Annotated in this window: 21 protein-coding genes; 16 read left to right on the top strand and 5 right to left on the bottom strand. The window is 60.8% G+C overall.

What is annotated here, in order from left to right:
- Positions 1 to 70 precede the first annotated feature (70 nt).
- From FHT84_RS08820 to argE, 3 genes are read right to left on the bottom strand one after another with little or no spacing between them, the layout of a single operon-like run.
- A complete protein-coding gene (locus FHT84_RS08820) occupies positions 71 to 427 on the bottom strand; it encodes a cupin domain-containing protein (RefSeq protein ID WP_069613469.1) in 357 nt (118 codons plus the stop codon).
- Positions 428 to 449: 22 nt separating this feature from the next.
- Positions 450 to 1,373, bottom strand: coding sequence for a glyoxylate/hydroxypyruvate reductase A (locus tag FHT84_RS08825; protein ID WP_113248776.1), 924 nt, complete (start codon positions 1,371 to 1,373; stop codon positions 450 to 452).
- 27 nt (positions 1,374 to 1,400) lie between these two features.
- Positions 1,401 to 2,525, bottom strand: coding sequence for an acetylornithine deacetylase (argE, locus tag FHT84_RS08830; protein ID WP_183761828.1), 1,125 nt, complete (start codon positions 2,523 to 2,525; stop codon positions 1,401 to 1,403).
- A 236-nt stretch (positions 2,526 to 2,761) separates the two neighbouring features.
- Here argE and FHT84_RS08835 point away from each other — a divergent pair, with 236 nt between their 5' ends.
- Entirely contained in the window at positions 2,762 to 3,661 is a 900-nt protein-coding gene (locus tag FHT84_RS08835) for a GNAT family N-acetyltransferase (protein ID WP_183761830.1), read from the top strand.
- A 109-nt stretch (positions 3,662 to 3,770) separates the two neighbouring features.
- Here the strand turns inward: FHT84_RS08835 and FHT84_RS08840 are convergent, their stop codons facing one another.
- The gene (locus tag FHT84_RS08840; RefSeq protein ID WP_113248778.1) at positions 3,771 to 4,679 is read right to left on the bottom strand and encodes a LysR family transcriptional regulator; all 909 of its coding nucleotides are present in this window, start codon (positions 4,677 to 4,679) and stop codon (positions 3,771 to 3,773) included.
- A 259-nt stretch (positions 4,680 to 4,938) separates the two neighbouring features.
- Here FHT84_RS08840 and FHT84_RS08845 point away from each other — a divergent pair, with 259 nt between their 5' ends.
- The 5 genes from FHT84_RS08845 to FHT84_RS08865 are packed head-to-tail and all read left to right on the top strand — an operon-like array spanning position 4,939 to position 9,192.
- A complete protein-coding gene (locus FHT84_RS08845) occupies positions 4,939 to 5,745 on the top strand; it encodes a 5-oxoprolinase subunit PxpA (RefSeq protein WP_113248779.1) in 807 nt (268 codons plus the stop codon).
- Positions 5,732 to 5,974: an acetyl-CoA carboxylase gene (locus tag FHT84_RS08850; protein ID WP_113248780.1), complete on the top strand. Its 243-nt coding sequence runs from the start codon at positions 5,732 to 5,734 to the stop codon at positions 5,972 to 5,974. The genes FHT84_RS08845 and FHT84_RS08850 overlap by 14 nt, the downstream gene beginning before the upstream one ends.
- Positions 5,971 to 7,356, top strand: coding sequence for an acetyl-CoA carboxylase biotin carboxylase subunit (locus FHT84_RS08855; RefSeq protein WP_183761832.1), 1,386 nt, complete (start codon positions 5,971 to 5,973; stop codon positions 7,354 to 7,356). The genes FHT84_RS08850 and FHT84_RS08855 overlap by 4 nt, the downstream gene beginning before the upstream one ends.
- On the top strand, positions 7,356 to 8,231 hold the full coding sequence (locus FHT84_RS08860; protein WP_113248782.1) for a carboxyltransferase domain-containing protein: 876 nt from the start codon (positions 7,356 to 7,358) through the stop codon (positions 8,229 to 8,231). The genes FHT84_RS08855 and FHT84_RS08860 overlap by 1 nt, the downstream gene beginning before the upstream one ends.
- Positions 8,221 to 9,192 (top strand): biotin-dependent carboxyltransferase family protein, encoded by a 972-nt coding sequence (locus tag FHT84_RS08865; protein WP_113248783.1) that lies wholly within the window; start codon positions 8,221 to 8,223, stop codon positions 9,190 to 9,192. Before FHT84_RS08860 ends, FHT84_RS08865 begins: the two co-directional genes overlap by 11 nt.
- A 75-nt stretch (positions 9,193 to 9,267) precedes the next feature.
- On the opposite strand, the gene FHT84_RS08870 is transcribed toward FHT84_RS08865, so the two are convergent.
- Positions 9,268 to 10,278, bottom strand: coding sequence for a GntR family transcriptional regulator (locus tag FHT84_RS08870; RefSeq protein WP_113248784.1), 1,011 nt, complete (start codon positions 10,276 to 10,278; stop codon positions 9,268 to 9,270).
- Positions 10,279 to 10,831: 553 nt separating this feature from the next.
- Between FHT84_RS08870 and FHT84_RS08875 the strand changes: the two genes are divergently transcribed.
- From FHT84_RS08875 to FHT84_RS08920, 10 genes are all read left to right on the top strand, one after another.
- Positions 10,832 to 11,905, top strand: coding sequence for an ABC transporter ATP-binding protein (locus tag FHT84_RS08875; protein WP_113248785.1), 1,074 nt, complete (start codon positions 10,832 to 10,834; stop codon positions 11,903 to 11,905).
- Between the two features lie 48 nt (positions 11,906 to 11,953).
- The gene (locus tag FHT84_RS08880) at positions 11,954 to 12,853 is read left to right on the top strand and encodes an ABC transporter permease (protein ID WP_113248786.1); all 900 of its coding nucleotides are present in this window, start codon (positions 11,954 to 11,956) and stop codon (positions 12,851 to 12,853) included.
- A 2-nt stretch (positions 12,854 to 12,855) separates the two neighbouring features.
- Positions 12,856 to 13,701, top strand: a complete 846-nt coding sequence (locus tag FHT84_RS08885) for an ABC transporter permease (RefSeq protein ID WP_113248787.1) — start codon at positions 12,856 to 12,858, stop codon at positions 13,699 to 13,701.
- A complete protein-coding gene (locus FHT84_RS08890; protein ID WP_113248788.1) occupies positions 13,701 to 14,465 on the top strand; it encodes a glucose 1-dehydrogenase in 765 nt (254 codons plus the stop codon). The genes FHT84_RS08885 and FHT84_RS08890 overlap by 1 nt, the downstream gene beginning before the upstream one ends.
- 13 nt (positions 14,466 to 14,478) lie before the next feature.
- Entirely contained in the window at positions 14,479 to 15,246 is a 768-nt protein-coding gene (locus FHT84_RS08895) for an SDR family NAD(P)-dependent oxidoreductase (protein WP_113248789.1), read from the top strand.
- A gap of 97 nt (positions 15,247 to 15,343) precedes the next feature.
- Positions 15,344 to 16,576: an extracellular solute-binding protein gene (locus tag FHT84_RS08900; RefSeq protein WP_112345838.1), complete on the top strand. Its 1,233-nt coding sequence runs from the start codon at positions 15,344 to 15,346 to the stop codon at positions 16,574 to 16,576.
- A 78-nt stretch (positions 16,577 to 16,654) separates the two neighbouring features.
- Positions 16,655 to 17,758, top strand: a complete 1,104-nt coding sequence (locus FHT84_RS08905) for an ABC transporter ATP-binding protein (RefSeq protein WP_113248790.1) — start codon at positions 16,655 to 16,657, stop codon at positions 17,756 to 17,758.
- 33 nt (positions 17,759 to 17,791) lie between these two features.
- Complete coding sequence (locus tag FHT84_RS08910) at positions 17,792 to 18,673, top strand: polysaccharide deacetylase (protein WP_113248791.1); 882 nt, start codon at positions 17,792 to 17,794, stop codon at positions 18,671 to 18,673.
- A gap of 45 nt (positions 18,674 to 18,718) precedes the next feature.
- Complete coding sequence (locus FHT84_RS08915) at positions 18,719 to 19,051, top strand: hypothetical protein (RefSeq protein WP_113248792.1); 333 nt, start codon at positions 18,719 to 18,721, stop codon at positions 19,049 to 19,051.
- Positions 19,041 to 20,090: a GTP-binding protein gene (locus FHT84_RS08920; RefSeq protein ID WP_113248793.1), complete on the top strand. Its 1,050-nt coding sequence runs from the start codon at positions 19,041 to 19,043 to the stop codon at positions 20,088 to 20,090. Before FHT84_RS08915 ends, FHT84_RS08920 begins: the two co-directional genes overlap by 11 nt.

Raw genomic sequence — 20,090 nt, forward strand, 5'->3', positions numbered from 1 at the left:
AGATGATCGGGCAGCGTATTCTTTGGCAAGGCTGCACAGCGCGCTCGGAAACCGCGCCGTGCTGGGGATATCAAGGGGTGACGGTCACGTAGATCTTCCGGACCGTTTCGATCGTCTTCCAGATTCCGACGAAGCCCGGTTTCATGACGAAGCTGTCGCCGGCTCTATAGACGACGGGCGCGCCGCCTTCCGGCGTCAATTCGACGACGCCGGAGAGAATATGGCAGAATTCGAAGGTTTCACCCTTGATCGAACGGCTGACACCGGGTGTGGCCTCCCATACGCCGGTGTGCACCGTCTCGTTGCGGGCAACGTCCTGCGCCCAGGTCTTGAGTTTCGGATCGCCCGAAATCAGCCGCTCGGCAGCGACAGTGTTTTCACGCGGCGCAAAGGAGGGGTTGGGATCAATTGTCTTGAGGAGGGACATTGGGTTCCTTTCGGGTTGGCGATCAGTAGCCGCGGCGTCGGTCGACGAGGCCAAACGGGTCCAAGCCCGCGCGGATTCGTTTGATATTGTCGATGACGGCGCGTGCTGCGCTATGGGGCTGAGTGACGCTTGCAACATGCGGCGTCAGAAGTATGCGGTCGTGGCTCCAGAATGGATGTCCGGCCGGCAGCGGTTCGGGATCGGTGACATCGATCACGGCGCCGGCAAGCCGACCGCTGTTGAGCGCATCCAGAAGGTCTTCCGAAATGAGCTGCGGTCCACGGCCGACATGCACGAGACCTGCGCCCCGCGGCAGTTTCTCGAAGAGATCGGCATTGAGAAAGCCACGGGTTTCGTCGGTCAGCGGCAGAAGGCAGATCAGGATATCGGTCGTGGAGAGCATGGCCTGGAGTCCTGCTTCGCCGGCAAAGCAGGCAACGCCTTCCAGTTCGTGTTGGCTGCGGCTCCAGCCGGAAAGCACAAAGCCGAACGGCTTCAATCTTTGGAGCACGGCCTGGCCAAGGCTCCCGAGCCCCAGCACACCGATGCGGCGTTCGGCCGCCTGAACCTGTGGCAAGGCATTCCAGACCTGACGGCGCTGCTGGCTGAGATAGGAGGGCAGATTGCGGTGGAGCGCGAGGACGCCAAGCGTCACATATTCCTGCATCATGCGGGTAATGCCGTCTTCGACCATCCGCACGACTTTTACGTGATCGGGGACATGGGCCGTATCGAACTGGTCGATACCGGCGCCGATTGAAAACAGAACTTCGAGATTGCGGTAGCGCGGCAAGTCGTCCGGAACCGTCCAGGTGATCAAATAGCGCACGGCGTCAGGGTCGACGGACGTCGGATCCATGGAGAAGGCGAGATCCGGCAGCTCGCGGGCGAAAGCTTCCTGGAAGATATGACCTCGACGGGCATCCGAATTGAAGAGGAACGTCATGGGCTTCTATCCTTCGGCTTTGTCCCATCACACCATGCAACGACGGCCGAGAGCCTCGATCATGGCCTGGCAGGCGGTGAGTTCGTGCGTGAGGATGAATTCGTTCGGTTTGTGCGCGCGAGCGATGTCGCCAGGACCGCAAATGATCGCCTCAAGGCCGGCGCGCTGGTAAAGTCCGGCTTCGGTGCCATAACTAACAGCTGCCAGCGGCTCTGTGCCTATCAGCTCCGTCAGCAGACCGGCAAGGGGAGCTGTCTGCGGAAGGGAAAGGGCAGGATAGGAACTCAACTCCTCCCATTGGATCTGAAAACCTCGACGCTCAAGTGCGGCAGCGGCCTCGTGCACCGGCAGGAGCAGTGCTGCCGGGTCTGCACCGGAAATTGCCCGCGCTTCGACTTCGAGCGTGCAGAGATCCGGAATGATATTGAGGGCTTGCCCGCCGTGAATGGTGCCGACCGAGATCGATGAATAAGGCGGCTCGAACTCCGCTTCGAATGGCCCCCGGGCAAGAGAATGCGCGGCCGAAACGGCGGCCTGCAAAACGTCTGCGGCGGCATGGATTGCGTTGAGACCGAGGTCGGGCCGCGAGGAGTGACCGGAGCGTCCTTTCAGGATGATGCGGGCGGCTGATTTCCCCTTGTGTGCGAGGATGGCCCGCATGTTGCTGGGTTCTCCGACGATGACGCCGAGCGGCGTCTCGCAAAGCTCCGGCAGGCGCGCAATGAGATGCGGTACGCCGCGGCAACCTGCTTCTTCGTCATAGGAAAAGGCTAGATGTATCGGCCGGAGGAGAGTGCTTGCCGCGAGCATCGGCACAGCCGCCAGAGATGCGGCCAGAAAGCCTTTCATGTCGCTGGTGCCGCGGCCATACAGTCTCTCTCCATCGGGCCGCAGCACGAAGGGGTTGCTCTCCCATCCCGCCTCGTTGGCCGGCACCACATCCATGTGACCGGAGAGGACATAACCCGGTTCGCCGCGGGGACCGATGGTGGCAAAAAGGTTCGACCGGTCACCCTCGGGGCCAGCGAGAATATCAACCGTGGCGCCGAAGGACTTCAGGTAGGTGCTGATCCACTGCACGATTTCAGCATTCGGCGTCCCGACGATGGAATCGAAGCCTACCAGTCTTGCCAGAATGTCCGCTGCCTGCATTGCTGTTGCCAATCTCCGATTGCCGTCCTCGCCCGTGCAAGGGAGGTTTCGATCAAAGGAAGGGTAAGCCTCCGCCAGAGGAATACCTGCCGAAAGCGCGGCGCATACGGTCAATTCTTGCGCCGGTGTTTGCATACGCAGTGAAATGTTTCGCGCGGTCTCGGCTAAGCTCGCCAAACATGATGCCGGCTTGCGCGAATAAGCAGCAGGAAGATCGAATGGCGGCTGGATTACGAATGGATACAAAAGTACCCGAAAAACTGCATGTCGATGCATTCGAACTGCGCTTTGCCGACATCTCAGAAGTCTCTCTGTCTCAACTTCAAGCTCTCTCGATGTCGGTCGGATGGCCGCATCGATCGCAGGACTGGCAGCATCTACGGGATGTCGGCCGCGGCTTCGTGGCGCTTGACGAAATCGGCAGGGTTTCGGGCTCGACCATGTGGTTTCCACACGGAGAGAATTTCGCCACGTTCGGCATGCTGATCACCGCGCCGCGTCTGCAGACGAATGGCACGGCCGAGTGGCTTGTCACCCGGATGCTGGCCGAATGTCATCAGGAACGATTAAGGCTCAACGCGACAAGAGCGGCACGCCGGATGTGCGCAACACTCGGGTTCATGCCGCAACAGACGGTCTTCCAGTGTCAGGGTGAGGTTCTATCCGTGCCCAAGATCGACAGTATCAAGGCGGGGCTTCAGCTGCGGCGGCTCGAGCGCGGCGATCTGGATGTGGTTGCGGCCCTGGACGAGCCCGCTTTCGGCGCTCCGCGCCACCAGCACCTTCAACGATTGTTTGAAAGCTCCATCTGCTATGGCCTTTATGACGGCGAAAAATTGATGGCTTATTCCATGCGCCGCCGCTTCGGCCGCGGTCATGTGGTTGGTCCCGTCGTTGCTTATTGCGAGGAAGATGCGATTTCCGTCGTTCATCCGCATGTCGTCGCGCATGTCGGCAGTTTTCTCCGGCTCGATACCCATTTCGGTACCGGCCCATTCGCCGGTTTCGTTCAGCAAAGCGGCATGTCCGTCTTCGATACGGTGACAACAATGGTTTCGTCTGAGAGGGCCGCTTATGGGAGCCCGAACACAGGTTCTCCGATCGTATTTGCCCTTGCGTCGCAGTCTTTCGGCTAACCGCAAAGGATCCCCTTAGTTATCAATAGCCCTGCCGGTGGACGATGCTCGCCGACCTCAGGCATATAACGCCGGGATCGAACTTATGAAGTCCATCGACCTCATGTATTTATGCGTTCGTTCCGGGTAGGCTGTAGGCCTGTTGGAAATAACGGCGGAAGGCAAGCATTGGCGGGCTGAATTCGACGTTGGCCCGCCAGGCCAGACCGACATCCATCGGCGGAACCGGATCCTGGATGTTCACGGTCTCGATGCGGCGCCCCTCGAGCGACCAGGGACGATGCACCATATCCGAGAGGATGGCGACGCCGAGCCCATTTGCCACCATCGACCTGACAGCCTCGATCGAACTGGTGCGCAGAAGCACCTTGGGCTGATAGGAGCTTTGGCTCCAGTATCGTAGGGAGGAATGGGCCGCTTCATCGACCGTCAGCATGATGTAGGGCTCTTCGGCGATCTCGCGCAGGCCGATGCCGGCGCGGCGCTGCAGGTCGTGACCCGCCGGAAGCCAGAGGCGTCTCACCGAGCTTAGAAGCGTTTCGGTCGCCAGCATCGGATTGAGGATGTTCGACGTCAGCAGCACCGAAATGTCGTAACGATTGCTGAGCAGACCCTCCTCGATCGATTCGCGATTGACCTCGTAGAGCTGGATTTTCAGTTTCGGATAGAGACGGCGGATGCGCTCGATGTGAAGCGGCAGGAAATAGCCGATGACGGTATAGGTGGCGGCAACGACAAGCTCTCCCTCGATATCGCTGCTGACGAGATTGAGATGGGTCGCCTCATCGACCTTGGCCAGAATTTCATAGGCGTGGGACAGGAATTGTCGTCCGGCCGTCGTCAGTTCCATGCCTTGCGGCGTGCGGTTGAACAGCGACACGCCCACCGTCAATTCGAGATCCTTGATCGCAGCGGTGACGGCAGATTGTGAGATCGACAGGTTGACGGCCGCATGCGAGATCTGCCCATATTCGGCCGTTGCGACGAAGTAGCGAAGCTGCCGTAGGCTCAGGCCCATGATGTCTCCCCCATCGATTTATCTGCAAATTGCTGTACTGAATCAGATTTACGAGACTTAAAACGTGCGGCTTTTCGATTTAAATTTGCGCACGATCTATATCATATTGATAAATTTATATAATTTCTGGCGCCATTTTAAGCTCTGATATCAATTTATCAGATAATGATGCTTTGAAAATTGTATTTTTCAAGAGGCGCCTTTCTCTCTAGCGTCCTCATACCGCTCCTGATCGGACCGCATATATCTGAGGAAATGCATGAAGGAAGCTGTCGATATTAATTGCGACATGGGGGAGGCCTTTGGCCGCTGGCGGATCGGCGACGCGCATGACGAGGAGCTTATCTCGCTCATCAGTTCGGCCAATATCGCGACCGGCTTTCATGCCGGCGATCCCAATCTGATGGATGAGACCGTGCGGATCGCCGCCGCCCACGGTGTCGGCGTCGGGGCTCATCCAGGCTACAACGATCTCCAGGGCTTCGGACGACGCAAGATCAACGGCACCAGCCGCGAGATCGTCAACGATCTGATCTATCAGGTCGGTGCGCTGCGGGAGTTCGCCAGACGCCATGGCGTGCCCGTCCAGCACGTGAAGCCGCATGGCGCCCTTTATATGGAACTGGCGGCGAACACGGATCTCTCGCAGATATTCATACAATATATGCGCACGGCAGCGCCAAACATGTTCGTCTTCTGCATGGACGGTTCGGCGACCTGCCTCGCCGCTGAAGAGGCCGGCCAGCCTGTTGTCCGCGAGTTCTACGCCGATCGCGACTACGGCGACGCGGGCTGGATCGTCTTTACCAGGGATGCGGGTCGCCCCGATCCCAAGGCAATTGCCCGCAAGGTCGTGAGAGCTTGCACCGAAGGCGTCGTGCGCACCGTCAACGGTGTTGATATTCCGATCGCCTTCGATTCCATCTGTTTCCATTCCGATACTTTGGGTGCGCTCGATATCGTGCGCCACATGCGCGAAGCGCTCATTGCCGAGGGTATCAGGATTGCACCCGTTTCGCAGATTTTGAACAGCGACGCAGCGCGGAGGTCCCATGAACAAGCTTGAGATCAGATCACCCCTTCCGGGAACTTTCTACAGAGCCTCTTCTCCGGATACACCGCCCTTCAAAGCCGAGGGCGATGCCGTTGCTGCGAGCGATACGATCGGGCTTATCGAAGTCATGAAAACCTTTCAGCAGATCTCGGCCGGGCTCGACGGCAAGAACATCACCTTCCTCGTCGACAATGAAGAGCCCGTCATGGCCGGCCAGGTCATCGCGGAGGTGGACCCATGACGATCCGCTCTGTGCTGGTCGCCAATCGCGGCGAGATCGCCGTCAGGATCATAAAGGCCGCTAAAGCGCTCGGCATCCGCACCGTGCAGGTTCATAGTGCCGCTGATGCCGACATGTTGGCGGTCAAACTGGCGGACGAGGCGATCAACATCGGCTCGCCGGCCCCTAAGAAATCCTATTTGAACATCGAAGCCATCGTCTCGGCGGCGCGGTCGGCGGGCGTGGATGCCGTTCATCCGGGCTATGGGTTCCTGTCCGAAAACGGAGATTTCGCCGATGCCGTCGAGGCGGCGGGCATGATCTTCATCGGGCCGAGCGGCGAGGCCATCCGGCTGCTCGGCGACAAGGTGGCAGCCCGCGAGATTGCGAAACGGGCCGGCGTCCCGACGGTGCCGGGAAGCGACGGCCGCGTGGCCGACATTGCGGCTGCCGAGGCGATTGCCGAACGCATCGGCTTTCCCGTCATGATCAAGGCGGCAGCCGGCGGCGGTGGACGTGGCATACGTATCGTGCAGTCGCTCGCCGAGCTCAGGGAGCAGTTTCCGCTTGCCTCTGCAGAGGCGGCGGCCGCTTTCGGCGATGGCGGCCTCTACATGGAGAAGGTCATCACCCGCGCCCGCCATATCGAGGTGCAGATTTTCGGCGACGGACGGAATTTCGTCCATTGTTTCGAACGTGAGTGCTCGCTGCAGCGGCGGCGTCAGAAGGTGTGGGAGGAAGCGCAGGCTTTTCTTCTTCCTGATGACATCAGGCAACGCCTTTGCGCCAGCGCCGTGGCCCTTGCCACCGAAGTCGGTTATCGCGGCGCGGGCACGGTCGAATATCTCTACGATGAGGATCGCAGGCAGTTCTATTTCATCGAGGTGAATACCCGCATCCAGGTCGAGCATCCGGTAACCGAAATGATTACCGGCATCGATCTGGTGCAGGAAATGTTCAAGGTGGCGAGTGGCGCTCCCTTGTCGCTGGCGCAGTCCGATATTCGGGCACGCGGTCACGCCATCGAATGCCGGATCAATGCCGAGGACCCGACCAAGGGCTTTCTGCCGGCGCCGGGAACCGTGACGCGGCTTTCCATTCCGGAAGGCGAGGGCATCCGTTTCGATACGATGCTCTATGCCGGCTATACCGTGCCACCTTTCTACGACTCTCTGCTCGGCAAGCTGATCGTTTGGGCAGACGATCGCGATGCTTGCCTCGACAGGCTGGTCGCCGCCCTTTCAAGTCTGACGATCGAAGGCTTGCCGACGACGATCCCTCTGCATCTTGCGCTCGCCCGCGACCCGTCGGTGCGCAAGGGCGCATTCCACACGCGTTTTCTCGAAACCTGGCTGGAGACCGATTTTTCAGCGGTTAACGGCGTATCGGCGGAGGTTGCCTGATGCCTGGTCGCTTTACGTTCGGAGGTGACGAGCATCTCTTCGTCGAATGCAGCGACGAGATGTCCCTCGAAGCCTTCTTCAAGAGCCTGTCGATGACCAAGGGGATACGCGAGAGCGCGATTAAGGGCGTGACCGAAATCTGCCCTGCCAACGCCTCCTTTCAGATCAAGTTCGATCCCGACATAATCAAGCCGAACGATCTCTTGCGCGAGGTCAAGGCGATCGAGGGCGCCGCCGAAAAGGCCGAGCCCGTCATTACCACCCGCATCGTCGAAATCCCTGTTTTCTACAATGATCCCTGGACACATGAGACGCTGATGCGCTTCCGCGAGCGGCATCAGGAGCCGACGGGGACCGATCTCGACTACGCTGCCAGGATCAATGGCTATGATACGGTCGAGGACTTCATTTCGGCTCATGCCGGCTCGCCCTGGTTCGTCTCGATGGTCGGCTTCGTTGCCGGCCTGCCGTTCATGTATCAGATGGTGGAGCGGCAGCGGCAGATCGAGGTGCCGAAATATCTGCGCCCGCGAACCGATACCCCGCGGCTGACTGTGGGCCACGGCGGCTGCTTCGGCTGCATCTATTCGGTGCGTGGGGCAGGCGGCTACCAGATGTTCGGCATCACGCCGATGCCGATCTTCGATCCCGCGCAATCGACGAGCTATCTCCGCGATTTCATGGTGTTCTTCCGTCCGGGCGACGTCGTGAAGTTCCGGCCGATCGATCGCGACGGCTACGACCAGGCGGTCGAGGATGTCGACAAGGGTCGCTTCGCTCCGCCGATCCGCGAGGTCAGTTTCGATCTCAGGCAATACCAGGCCGATATCGACGGCTACAACGCCAAGCTGGAGGGCGCGCTGCATGGCCATTAAGGTTCTTCATCACGGCCTTTCCACAACCGTTCAGGATCTCGGACGGCCCGGCTATTTCCATCTCGGCATTCCCATCGGCGGCGCTATGGATCGTTACGCCATGCGGGCGGCAAATCTTCTCGTCGGCAATGATGAGGGTGCGGCCGGGCTTGAGGCCGTCTTTATGGGTCCCAAGCTCGAATTTCTCGACGATGCGCTGATTGCCGTGACCGGCGCCGACATGCCCGTCAGGATCGGCGGCGAGCTCCAGCCGGGATGGACGGCGCTCAAGGTCAGGGCAGGGCAGACCGTAAGTTTCGACTTTCTGAAGTCCGGTGCGCGGATCTGCATCGCGGTATCGGGCGGCATCGATGTTCCCGAAGCGCTGGGTAGCCGATCGACCTATGTGATCGGCGCCCTCGGCGGTTTCAACGGCAGGCCGATCGCTGCCGGAGATGAGCTTCCCGTTGGTTTCGGCTCCCTGGATAGCGCGGGCAGATCCATTGCAGAGGAACTACGACGCAAGCCGGATACCCCGGCCGAGCTCCGGGTTTTGCCCGGGCTCTATTGGGACCGGTTGACCGAACAGACAAAGAGCAATTTCTTTGCCGACCAATGGAAGGTGGCGCCGGAGGCCGATCGCATGGGGTATCGCTTCCGCGGCGGCCGCAAGCTCGAATTCGTTGAGCGCAAGCAGCCCTTCGGTGCAGGCTCGGATCCGTCGAATATCGTCGACAGCTGCTATCCCTATGGCTCGATCCAAGTGCCGGGCGGAACCGAGCCGATCATCCTGCATCGCGATGCCGTCTCCGGCGGCGGTTATTTCATGCTGGGAACGGTGATCTCGGCCGACATGGATCTGATCGCCCAACTGCAGCCGCATACGCCGACGCAATTCGTGCAGGTCTCCATGGATCAGGCGCTGGCGGCGCGGGCGGACCGGCAGGCATTGCTTGCGCGCCTTCGCGCTGCTCTGGCGTAAGGGATCAAGCGGATGGCTGCCCCTTCGATGCCTCGTTTCCGGCACAGATGGAATAGGTCAGGGGTCGCCTGCATCTCACTCGAGAACGCGGGTCAGGTAGGCGGCCGTCACGCCGGGACCGGGGATGATCGCGACGATCTTCATTTGCGCGATCGTGCGATCGACCGAGGCTTCGAGATGGTTCTCCATCATCGCCGCCGCCGCCTTGACGGCGCCGCGCAGCAGCAGTTCCGCGATCAGGCGGAGCTCCGTAATGATGGCGGGGTCGCCGGGCAGACCGAGGCGCCGCAGCAATCGCTCCGTTGCCGTGACAGGCAGCAGGTTATTGCGGATGGATTCCTTCAGCCGCTCGTTCGGCGTCGCAAGGATGCAAATCTCGATGAAGTCCGCCTGGATCGCTTCGATCGTTGCAAGATGATCCGCCGGTTCGTGGCGCTCCAGCTCGGAGAGGCGCTGGAACAGATCGCCCAGTCGCTCCCGATCGACACGGTTGGCTCCGGCGACCAGTGCCTGCGGCTCCAACATGCCGCGCAGACCGTAATGATCCTTGATCATCTGTGCCGTCAGCGGGCCGGCGATCCAGTGGGACGATTGGTTTTTGCGCACGAGGCCACGCTCGCGCAGCCGCGTCAGCACATCGCGGACGACGGTGCGGCTGACGTTGAAGTGATCGGCAAGCTCGATCTCGATGATGCGGTACTGGCCGAAGACGACGCAGCCGGCGACGTCGGCCTCGACGGTATTGTAGATGCGCTCCCAGGAGGCGCGGCTCTGCAAAGCCTCGTCCGCATGGCGCGGAATGGTCAGGCCGAGGGTCTTGATATCGGTGCGCTTCGGCTCGATGCCCTGGCCGGCTGGACCGACGAGATAGCCGCGTCCGTTGAAGCGATGCACCAGTCCTTCGCTCTCCAGCGTCTGCAGCGCCCTTTGCACGGGCGCGCGCGAAATCTGCAGGATATCGGCGATTGGTCCTTCGAGCAGCACCACGCCCTGCGGCAGCGTGTGGTCCTCGATATTGCCACGCAGAACATCCTCGGCGATCTCGTAGCGCTTTTGTGCATTGGGGCGCGCACGGTTTTCGGTCATCTGATGCAATGGACTCACGTCGTTCTGATGCCTCACTCTTACGCGTTTTGTAACTCTAACATAGCGCAAAAATAAATGACTATTGAATACAAAATATATTTTCGACTCACAAATGCAGTGAATCTCTTTTCGCTGATTGTTGACGCCTAGCGCCCCGGTTGGCGCCTATTTGCTGAATGATATCGGGTGCGGCGCGTTACGCTGTGGCGGCCGCGATAGCTGTTTTGCCGCCAATTCTACGCGTAAGACAAGGATGCTCGCCGATATCGCTGCCTCCGCCAGTCGCCCCTCAATCATTTGTGACATCGGGTTCGGATTTTTCAGAAAAAGTCTATTGAATACAAAAATCATTTATGTAATGCTCCCAACATCAAGGCGCTCGTTAGAAGCGCCGCAGGTGGAACTCTTTGAAACGCCAAGGAACATCTCTTTGACGCGCATGTGATCATGCGCGAACGCAGGTCGACGTCTGAACGTCCGGATCGATGCGATCCAGGCGAAGGCGGAGCTCTGCCCGAAGGATGGTCCTTGCCTTGAAACTGGTGGGAATTCGGTGTCGACCGTTCTTCAGCTCAGCCAAGTCACCAAGTCCTATGGCGCGGCGCCCGCGTTGGACAGGATAGATTTCTCTCTGCCCGACAATGCCTATATCTCGCTGCTAGGCCCGAGCGGCTCGGGCAAGACGACGCTGCTGCGCGTCATCGCCGGCTTCGAGGAGCCGGATGCCGGCTCGATCCTCTTCCATGGCAAACGGCTTGATGGCGTCGAGCCGCATGATCGCGGCATCGGCTTCGTTTTTCAGAACTTCGCTCTGTTTCCGCATCTTTCCGTTGCCGAGAACGTTGCCTTCGGCCTGCGCAATCGCAAGGTCGATCCGGTGACGGATGCGCGCGTGCTGGCAAAGCGGGTTCAGGACATGCTGTCGCTGGTCGGCCTCAAGGGATTGGACGACCGCGCCGTCACGCAGATCTCGGGCGGACAGCGCCAACGCGTCGCTCTGGCACGCACATTGGTGACGGAGCCGAAGATGGTGCTGCTGGACGAGCCGCTCGGCGCGCTCGACGCCAATCTGCGCGGCCGTATGCGCAGCGAACTCAAGATCATCCGCGAACGCTGCGGCGTGACCTTCCTGCATGTCACCGGCAGCGAGAGCGAAGCCTTGGCGATGGGGGATCTGGTCCTCGTGCTCGATCGCGGCCGCATCGCGCAGGCGGCCGCCTCGGATGTGGTCTACAATAGCCCGGCAACGGCCTCGGTCGCCCGCTTTCTCAATTGCTACAACCTCTTTACCGGCGATATCGCCAACGATGCTTTCGTCGCACCGGCGGGCCGGTTTCCACTGAATGCATCGCGCAGGAAAGCCCTGCAACCGGCCTATGCGATCCGCTACGACCGTATTTCGATCCGCGCCCGCGATGCCGCGCTATCGAATGACGAGGTGCGCATCGAGGGTGATTTCATCGCCAGCGAATATTCCGGTGCGGCGGTCAATTCCTTCTTCGCGCTCGATGACGGGCAGGTCTTCGAGGTCGAATCCCATCTGAGCCATGCCCGCCCGCCGGCCTTTGTCGAAAAGGATCGCTATGCGCTCGTCTGGAAGAAGGAGGATGCCCTTGTCTTCGGCTGATGTGACTTTTTCCAACCCTTCCGCCGGCCCTTCCAAGGAGAGCGAGACATGACCATGGCTGCGACAAGCGAGGAAGCCGTGCAGCAAGGCGCAACCGTGCGCCGGAGATCGAGCAAGACATTCTGGCTTCTGGCGCCGGGCATGATCTGGATGATTGCCTTCCTCGTCCTGCCGATGCTGATGATGGTCTATGTTTCCTTCTGGACGCAGACGACCTTCAAGATCGAGCCGACGCTGACCTTGCAGAGCTGGGTCAGCTTCCTGACGAGCCCCACCTATCTCGGCGCGCTCTGGACGACGATCCGCATCTGGCTTCTGGTGCTGGTATCGACGCTCGTCGTCGGCTATCCGGCGGCGCTCTTCGTCGGGCTTCTCATCAAGAACAAGACGCTGCAGACCGTGTTGCTCGTGCTCTGCGTCATCCCGTTCTGGACCTCCTTCCTGATCCGTGTGCTCGCCTGGCGGCCGATGCTCGGCACCGAAGGCGCCATCAATATGATCCTGATGAAGCTCGGCATCGTGCAGCAGCCGATAGAGGTGCTGCTGTTTTCGGAACTGTCCGTCATCATCGGCATGACGCAGATCTACTGCGTCTTCATGGTCGGGCCGATCGCCTTCATGATGGGCCGCATCGACGCCTCGGTCATCGAGGCAGCGCAGGATCTCGGTGCCGGCTTCTGGCGCATCTTCCGCACCATCATACTGCCGTTGTCCATGCCGGGCGTGGTCGTCGGCGCGATCTTCGTCTCCGTCATGGTTCTCGGTGAGTTCGCAACGTCCGCTGCCCTGTCCGGCCGCAAGGTCAATCTGCTCGGCAACATCATCGTCACCCAGGTCGGCTCGCTGAAATGGGCCTTTGCCGCGGTCGCAGGCGTTGTCCTGACGATCGTCATGGGCGCTGTTGTCGCAGCCCTGCTCAAGGTCGTCGACCTCAGAAAGGAGCTCTGATCATGAATGCCGGCGGCATCAAGCTTGGCCTGGGCGTCTATACGACCCTATTCTTGATCTTCCTCTACGGACCGCTCGTCGTCCTGGCGATCCTGTCGTTCCAGACCGGACCGGAGGGCGGTCCGCAATTTCCGATCATCGAATGGTCCACCTACTGGTACCGGCATCTCTTCGGCCTGACGCCGCCGTCGCGTATCGCGCCCCTGCCGATCGACCAGGCGCTGATCCGCTCGCTTTTTCTAGCGCTGATGACCATGATCGTCTCGACGGTGCTCGGCGTCATGTCTGCCCAGGCCTTTCGCCGTAAGTTCCGCGGTTCGGGCGTCGCGTTCTATCTGATCGTTCTCGGCATGATGGTCCCGGGCGTGCTCGTCGGCCTCGGCATGGCGCTTGTCGCCAATGCCTTCGGCATCGACCGTCACTGGTGGAGCACCGCCTTCGTCCTGCACGTCGTCTACACCTTCCCCTTCGCCTTCCTCGTCATGCTCGCCATTTTCAATAGGTTCGATCCGAGCATGGAGGAGGCCTCATGGTCGCTCGGCGTCACGCCGGCGCGCACCTTCCGCAAGATCACGTTTCCGCTGATCTTCCCGGGCGTGCTTTCGGCCATGCTCTTCGCCTTCACGCTCTCCTATGACGAGTTCTCGCGCACCCTGTTTGCCTCCGGCCGCGAGCTGACGCTGCCGCTTGCGATCTACGGCACCTTCTCCGTCGAGGTACATCCGAACGTCTTCGCCTTCGGGGTGCTGACGACGCTGTTTTCCTTCGCGCTCCTCGGCACCTACGCGATCCTGATGGGTCTGTCGGTCAGGCGCGCCAAGCGTGTCCGCATTCAGGAGGATGCATGATGGCTGAGAAGGCTTCCGCCCTGATCTCCGCCCCCCTCTCTGCCATCGTCACCGGTGCCGGCTCCGGGATCGGGCGCGCCATTGCGCTGCGCCTTGCCGCCGACGGCTGTGCGGTTCTGGTCAACGATCTCTCGGGCGAGCGGGCCGAGGCTGTCGCCTCGGAAATCACCAAGGCGGGCGGTGCGGCGGCGGCGGTCGCCGGTGATGTGGCGCGGCCGGAGGATGTGGCGGCGATCCATGCGGCTGCCAAGGGCTCGCACGGCGACGTCGCCCTTCTCGTCAACAATGCCGGCATTGCGCATCAGGCGGCATTCGAGAACCTCGATCTGGAGGATTTCGACCGGATGTTTGCGGTGCATGTGCGCGGCACCTTCCTGATGACCAAGGCCGTCATGCCGTCGATGCTGGCACGCGGCGAGGGCGTGATCGTCAACGTCGCCTCCCAACTGGGGCAGATCGGCGGCATCGAGCTGGTTCATTATTCCGGCGCCAAGGCCGCGATTATCGGCATGACCAAGGCACTTGCCCGTGAGGTTTCCAGCCGCGGGGTGCGGGTCAACGCCGTAGCGCCGGGACCAATCAACACGCCGCTGGTGCGCGGTCTTTCCGAAGAATGGCGCGAACGCAAGAAGCGCGAATTGCCGCTCGGCCGCTTCGGCGAACCGGAAGAGGTGGCGGCGACCGTGGCGTTTCTGGCCTCGCCGGCAGCGAGCCTTTTCGTCGGCCAGACGCTCGGGCCGAATTCCGGCGATGTGATGCTCTGAGGGAGACAAGCAGATGGACAGTGTGGAAAAGCGGATCGTCATCGTCACGGGGGCGGGCATCGGTATCGGCCAGGCGACAGCAAAGGCATTTGCAGCGCTCGGCGACCATGTCGTCGTCACCGACATCCTCGAGAAGGAAGGCGAGCAGACCGTTCGCGATATTCTCGCCGCTGGCGGCTCTGCCGAATTCCATCTCTACGACGTCCGCTCGACGGATACCGCGAACCGGCTTGTCGCCAATGTCGAGGCACGCTTCGGCAAGATCGACGTCATCGTCGCCAATGCCGGCATCGCCCATCGCACGCCCCTCGACAAGCTCACCGATGACAAGTGGGACCTGACCATGGATGTCGACCTGAAGGGCATCTTCAAGCTGGTGCGTGCCGCCGTACCGGGCATGCGAGCCCGCGGATCGGGCAGCATCGTCGCACTCTCCTCGATCATGGGCGTCGCCTATGGCTGGGACGAGCATGTCCATTATTCGGCGGCGAAATCCGGGGTCGTCGGACTGGTGCGCGGGCTCGCCGTCGAGCTGGCGAAGGACGGCATCAGGGTCAACGGCATTGCACCGGGCTATATCCGCACCGCCCAGCTTCTTTCGGAAGAAAATTCGCTCGGCCCCGCCGGCGCGGAGAAGGCGGCCGAGTTCATCCCGATGGGCCGGCTCGGCGAGCCGGAAGACATCGCCGACGTGATCGCATTCCTCGCCTCGAAGGACGCGAGATACATGACCGGCCAGGTTCTGGTCGTGGACGGTGGCCTCCTCGTGGGGCGGTACTGATCGTCATCGTCCCGGCAACGACCGGGTGAAGGGCGATACGGCAATAAAGAGGTCCAGCAAGGGCCAAGGGAACAGCAATCAGCACTGGAGAACAGAAATGTCCAAAATGGAAATGAACAGACGCTCTCTGTTGAAGCATTCCGCCGGCGTGATGGCGCTCGCGATCGGTGGCGGCACGCCGTTCCTGTCGTCGCGGGCGGCCTACGCGCAAGCCGCCAACCTTGCCAAGGAGCAGCTGCGCACCATCGGCCTTTCGGTCACCGTTCAGGAGCGTATTCTCGACAATTTTCGCAAGGCAAGCGGCGTCGGGCAGACCTCCGGCACGGCAGCGACCTTCCCGGATGCACAAACCAAGATCCTTTCCGGCTCCAAGGATTACGATTGCTGGGAGATCATCGGCGAGCGCCTGCCGTCGATCGTCATGACCAACAATGTCGAGCCGGTTCCGGCCGCTTCCTTGAAGAACTGGGCCAATATCCGCGACACCTTCACCACGCCTTCCGACAAGTGGGAGCCGAAGCAGCAGATCGTCGGCCAGATCTGGGCCGATGATGCCAAGACCACGCTGAACATGGTGCCGGCGGTCTATAATTATGATTCCATCGGCTACAATCCGGACGTTCTCTCCGCCGAGGAAGCCAATACCTGGGCGGCGATCTTCGATCCGAAGTTCAAGGGCAAGTCCGGCCTCAACACCGATCCGCTGATCGCTTTCGGTCAGGCGATCATGGCGATGAACACGCTTGGCCTTCTGAACGTCAAGAATCCCGGCAATCCGAGCACGGCCGAAATCGACGAAGCGGCGAAGTTCCTCGTTTCCAAGAAGAAAGACGGGCAGTTCCGCGCGCTGTGGGGTGACTTCGGCGAGCTGGTCAATCTGATGGCATCGGGCGAGATGGTCGTCTGCGACGCCTGGCAGCCGGCCGTCATGGCGGTCAAGGCTCAGGGCAAGGCGTGCAAATATGCCGTCCCGAAGGAAGGCTATCGCGGCTGGGCGATCGGCCCGTCGATGATCGCTGGCACGCCGAACAAGGAAGCCGTGATCGCCTATGCCGATTACTGGCTTTCGGGCGAGCCCGGCATCACCGTTTCCGAACAGGGCTATTATTCGCCGTCGACCAATATTCAGAAGGTCATGGCGCCGGACAAATATGCCTTCTGGTACGAGGGCAAGCCGTGGGTCGGCGCCGCCGAGCGCGGCATCAAGGAAGGCGACCTGCGCGACGGCGGCTCGCTGGTGGAGCGTGCCAAGAACGTCGCCTACTGGCACCAGTGGCCGGACGAATACGACCATCTCGTCCAGAAATGGGATGAATTCCTCAATGCCTGATCCGATGGCTGCTGCCAGCCATCCTATGCCGCGCGGGGAGGCGATGTCCGCCTCCTCCTCCACGCCCGGAGATCTCTCGTGATATATGATTTGGAACTCATCGATGTCGGCAAGGTCTATGACAATGGCACGCCCGCCGTCATCGACTTCAACCTATCGATCAAAAAGGGCGAGTTCATCGCCTTCCTCGGCCCGTCGGGCTGCGGCAAGACGACGACGCTCCGTATGATCGCAGGCTTTGAAAGCATTTCCTCTGGCGACATGATGATCAAGGGCGAGCGCATGAACGATGTCCGGCCGCAGAAGCGGCCGACATCGATGATCTTCCAGAACTATGCTTTGTTCCCGCATATGACCGTGCGGCGCAATGTTGGATACGGTCTTGAGGTCAAGGGCATGGCGAAGGCCGAACGGGATGCCCGGGTCGATCGTATTCTCGCGACCCTCGGGCTGGAGGATATAGCCGAGCGCAAGCCGGACAAGCTTTCCGGCGGCCAGCGCCAGCGCATCGCGCTTGCCCGCGGCCTCGTGGTCGAGCCGGATGTGCTGCTTCTCGACGAGCCGCTGGGTGCTTTGGATGCCAATCTGCGCAAGGCGATCCAGAATGAGTTGAAGCTGCTGCAGAAGAAGCTCGGCGTGACCTTCGTCTTCGTCACGCATGCCCAGTCGGAGGCGCTGGCGCTGTCCGACCGCATCGTCGTCATGAACCAGGGCAGGGTGGAGCAGATCAGTCCGCCGGCTCAGCTTTATACGCGTCCGAATACGCCTTTCGTGGCGCAGTTCATCGGCCGCAACACCATCTTCGAAGGTGAAGTTGCCGGCACACAGGCCGACAACACTTTTGTCTCGACATCCTTCGGCACGCTGTCGGGCTGTGCCAATGGCGGCCCCTCCAGCAAGGTCAACATCGTCATCCCCTCGGAGGCGATCGAGGTTCATGCGGCGGGCGGCTCGGCGCGCGAAAATCTCGCCCGAACTTTCGGCGGCAATGTGGTCGGCGCACGTGTCGAGCGCTTCGACGTGGTCGGCCATATCTCGCAGATCGGCATCAGCCTGCCCGACGGCCGAGGCCTGGCGCTGGAAGCCCATGTCGATAAATACCGGTCCGGCGCCTTTCCCTTAGGCGCCGAGGTCATGCTTACCTGGGATCCGGCCGACGCGACCGTCATCCCGGCTCACTGATTACAGAAAACTCAAATTGAAGGAGGTCATCCCATGGCGAAGGAAATCTTGTGCAGTTTTGGCGTCGACGTTGATGCCGTGGCCGGCTGGCTCGGCTCTTATGGCGGCGAGGATTCGCCCGATGATATCTCGCGCGGCCTTTTTGCCGGCGAAGTCGGCAGCCCGCGGCTAGTGAAGCTCTTCGAGCGCTTCGGCATCAAGACGACTTGGTTCATTCCCGGCCACTCCATCGAGACCTTTCCCGAGCAGATGCAGGCTGTGGCCGATGCCGGCCATGAAATCGGCATCCACGGCTATAGCCATGAAAATCCGATCGCCATGACGCGCGAGCAGGAGACGGAAATCCTCGACAAGTGCATCGAGCTGGTCACCAAGCTGTCCGGCAAGCGCCCGACCGGTTACGTCGCACCGTGGTGGGAATTCTCCAACGTGACGAACGAGCTGCTTCTGGAGCGCGGCATCAAGTACGATCACTCGCTGATGCACAATGACTTCACGCCCTATTATGTTCGTGTCGGTGATAGTTGGACGAAGATCGACTATTCCCGCAAGCCGTCGGACTGGATGGTGCCGCTGAAACGCGGCCAGGAGACCGATCTGATCGAAATCCCGGCCTCGTGGTACCTCGACGACCTGCCGCCGATGATGTTCATCAAGAAATCACCGAACAGTCATGGCTTCGTCAATCCGCATCACATCGAGCAGATGTGGCGTGACCAGTTCGACTGGGTCTATCGCGAGATGGATTATGCCGTCTTCCCGATCACCATCCATCCCGACGTCGCCGGCCGGCCGCAGGTGCTGATGATGCTGGAGCGGCTCTATGCGCATATGGTCAAGCATCCCGGCGTCAAGTTCGTTACGATGAATGAGATTGCCGACGATTTCGCAGTCCGCTTTCCGCGCAAGAAATAGCCGGCTAGGCTGAAGTATCGAAGCATCAGGTTGGAGGCGATTGCCATGTGTTCACTGTGTGGCGTGCTCGGCGGCAATGAGCATTGGACGGATGCCGCGGCACGGCCAGGTGTGTTCACGCGCAATCATGCCAGCTTTGACCGGCGGCGTGAGCGTGCCGAGCGCGTGCGCGCCGCCAATGAGATGCTCTCGGGCTTCGGCCTTGTCCTCTCCGATTGGCAGGGCGCATCCTTCGTCTTGTCGACCAGAACGGGCAGGAGCGAGGTCATCGAGGATCTCGGTCATCTCTGGCCGGCGGCCGAAAGGCTCGTCGGCCGGCCTTGCGATCCGCTCGACGTCACCTTCATCGCCCGGATGGAGGCGCGGCATGTCGATTGAGGTGGGTGGCTTTCTGCCGGTCAATCTTTTGACTGGCTTTCTCGGTTCCGGCAAGACGACACTGCTCAAGCGCATCCTGGCGGATGCGGCCTTCGCCGATACCGCCGTGCTCATCAACGAATTTGGCGAGATCGGGCTGGACCATGATCTCGTCGAAAGCGTCGAGGGCGAGATGGTGCTGCTGCGCTCCGGCTGCGTCTGCTGCACGGTGCGAGACGACCTTGCCACAGCACTCAAGGAACTCTACTCCCGCCGCGAGCGCGGGCTGCTGCCACCATTCCAGCGCGTCATCATCGAAAGCACCGGCCTTGCCGATCCTTTCCCCGTGCTCTCGACGATAAAGGCCGATCCGGTCCTTCGTCATCACTTCTGCGCCGGCAACGTCATTACGACCGTCGACGCGGTGAATGGGCTGCACCAGCTTGACACCTATATCGAATCCAACAGGCAGGCGGCGATTGCGGACCGGTTGATCGTCACCAAGACGGATCTTGAGGTGGATCGTAGCGAAGACGACCTCCAAGCTCGCCTTCGAACGCTCAATCCCGATGCCCCGATCCTGATCGCGGCCGATCCGGATCTCGATCTCTCCTCGCTCGTCGCGGCCCGGAGCAACGTCTCAACAAGCAGTCTATCGCAAAGCGGTTTTTACTGCGAGGACCCGGTGCAGCTCGTCTCATCGGACGGCACTCCGCATCAGGCCGCCATTTCCTCGATTTCGCTCGTCATAGACAGGCCTGTCGATTGGACCGCTTTCGGGCTCTGGCTGACCATGCTCCTCAATCGCCATGGGGAGCGTGTGTTGCGGGTAAAGGGCATCCTCAATCTCAGCGGCGAGGAGCGCCCGGTTGCGGTTCATGGTGTCCAGCATCTGGTTCACACGCCGGTGCATATGGATGGATGGCCCTCGGAAGACCGCATTTCGCGGCTGGTCTTCATCCTGGATGGGCTCGACGGCACTCTCTTGAAACGCTCTTTCGAAGCCTTCACACTGGCGCACGTACCTGCCGCGCCTTACCCGATCGCTGCGGCGCGATGA

This window comes from Rhizobium sp. BK289 (genome assembly GCF_014193575.1).
GTDB classification, from domain to species: Bacteria; Pseudomonadota; Alphaproteobacteria; order Rhizobiales; family Rhizobiaceae; genus Rhizobium; species Rhizobium tropici_C.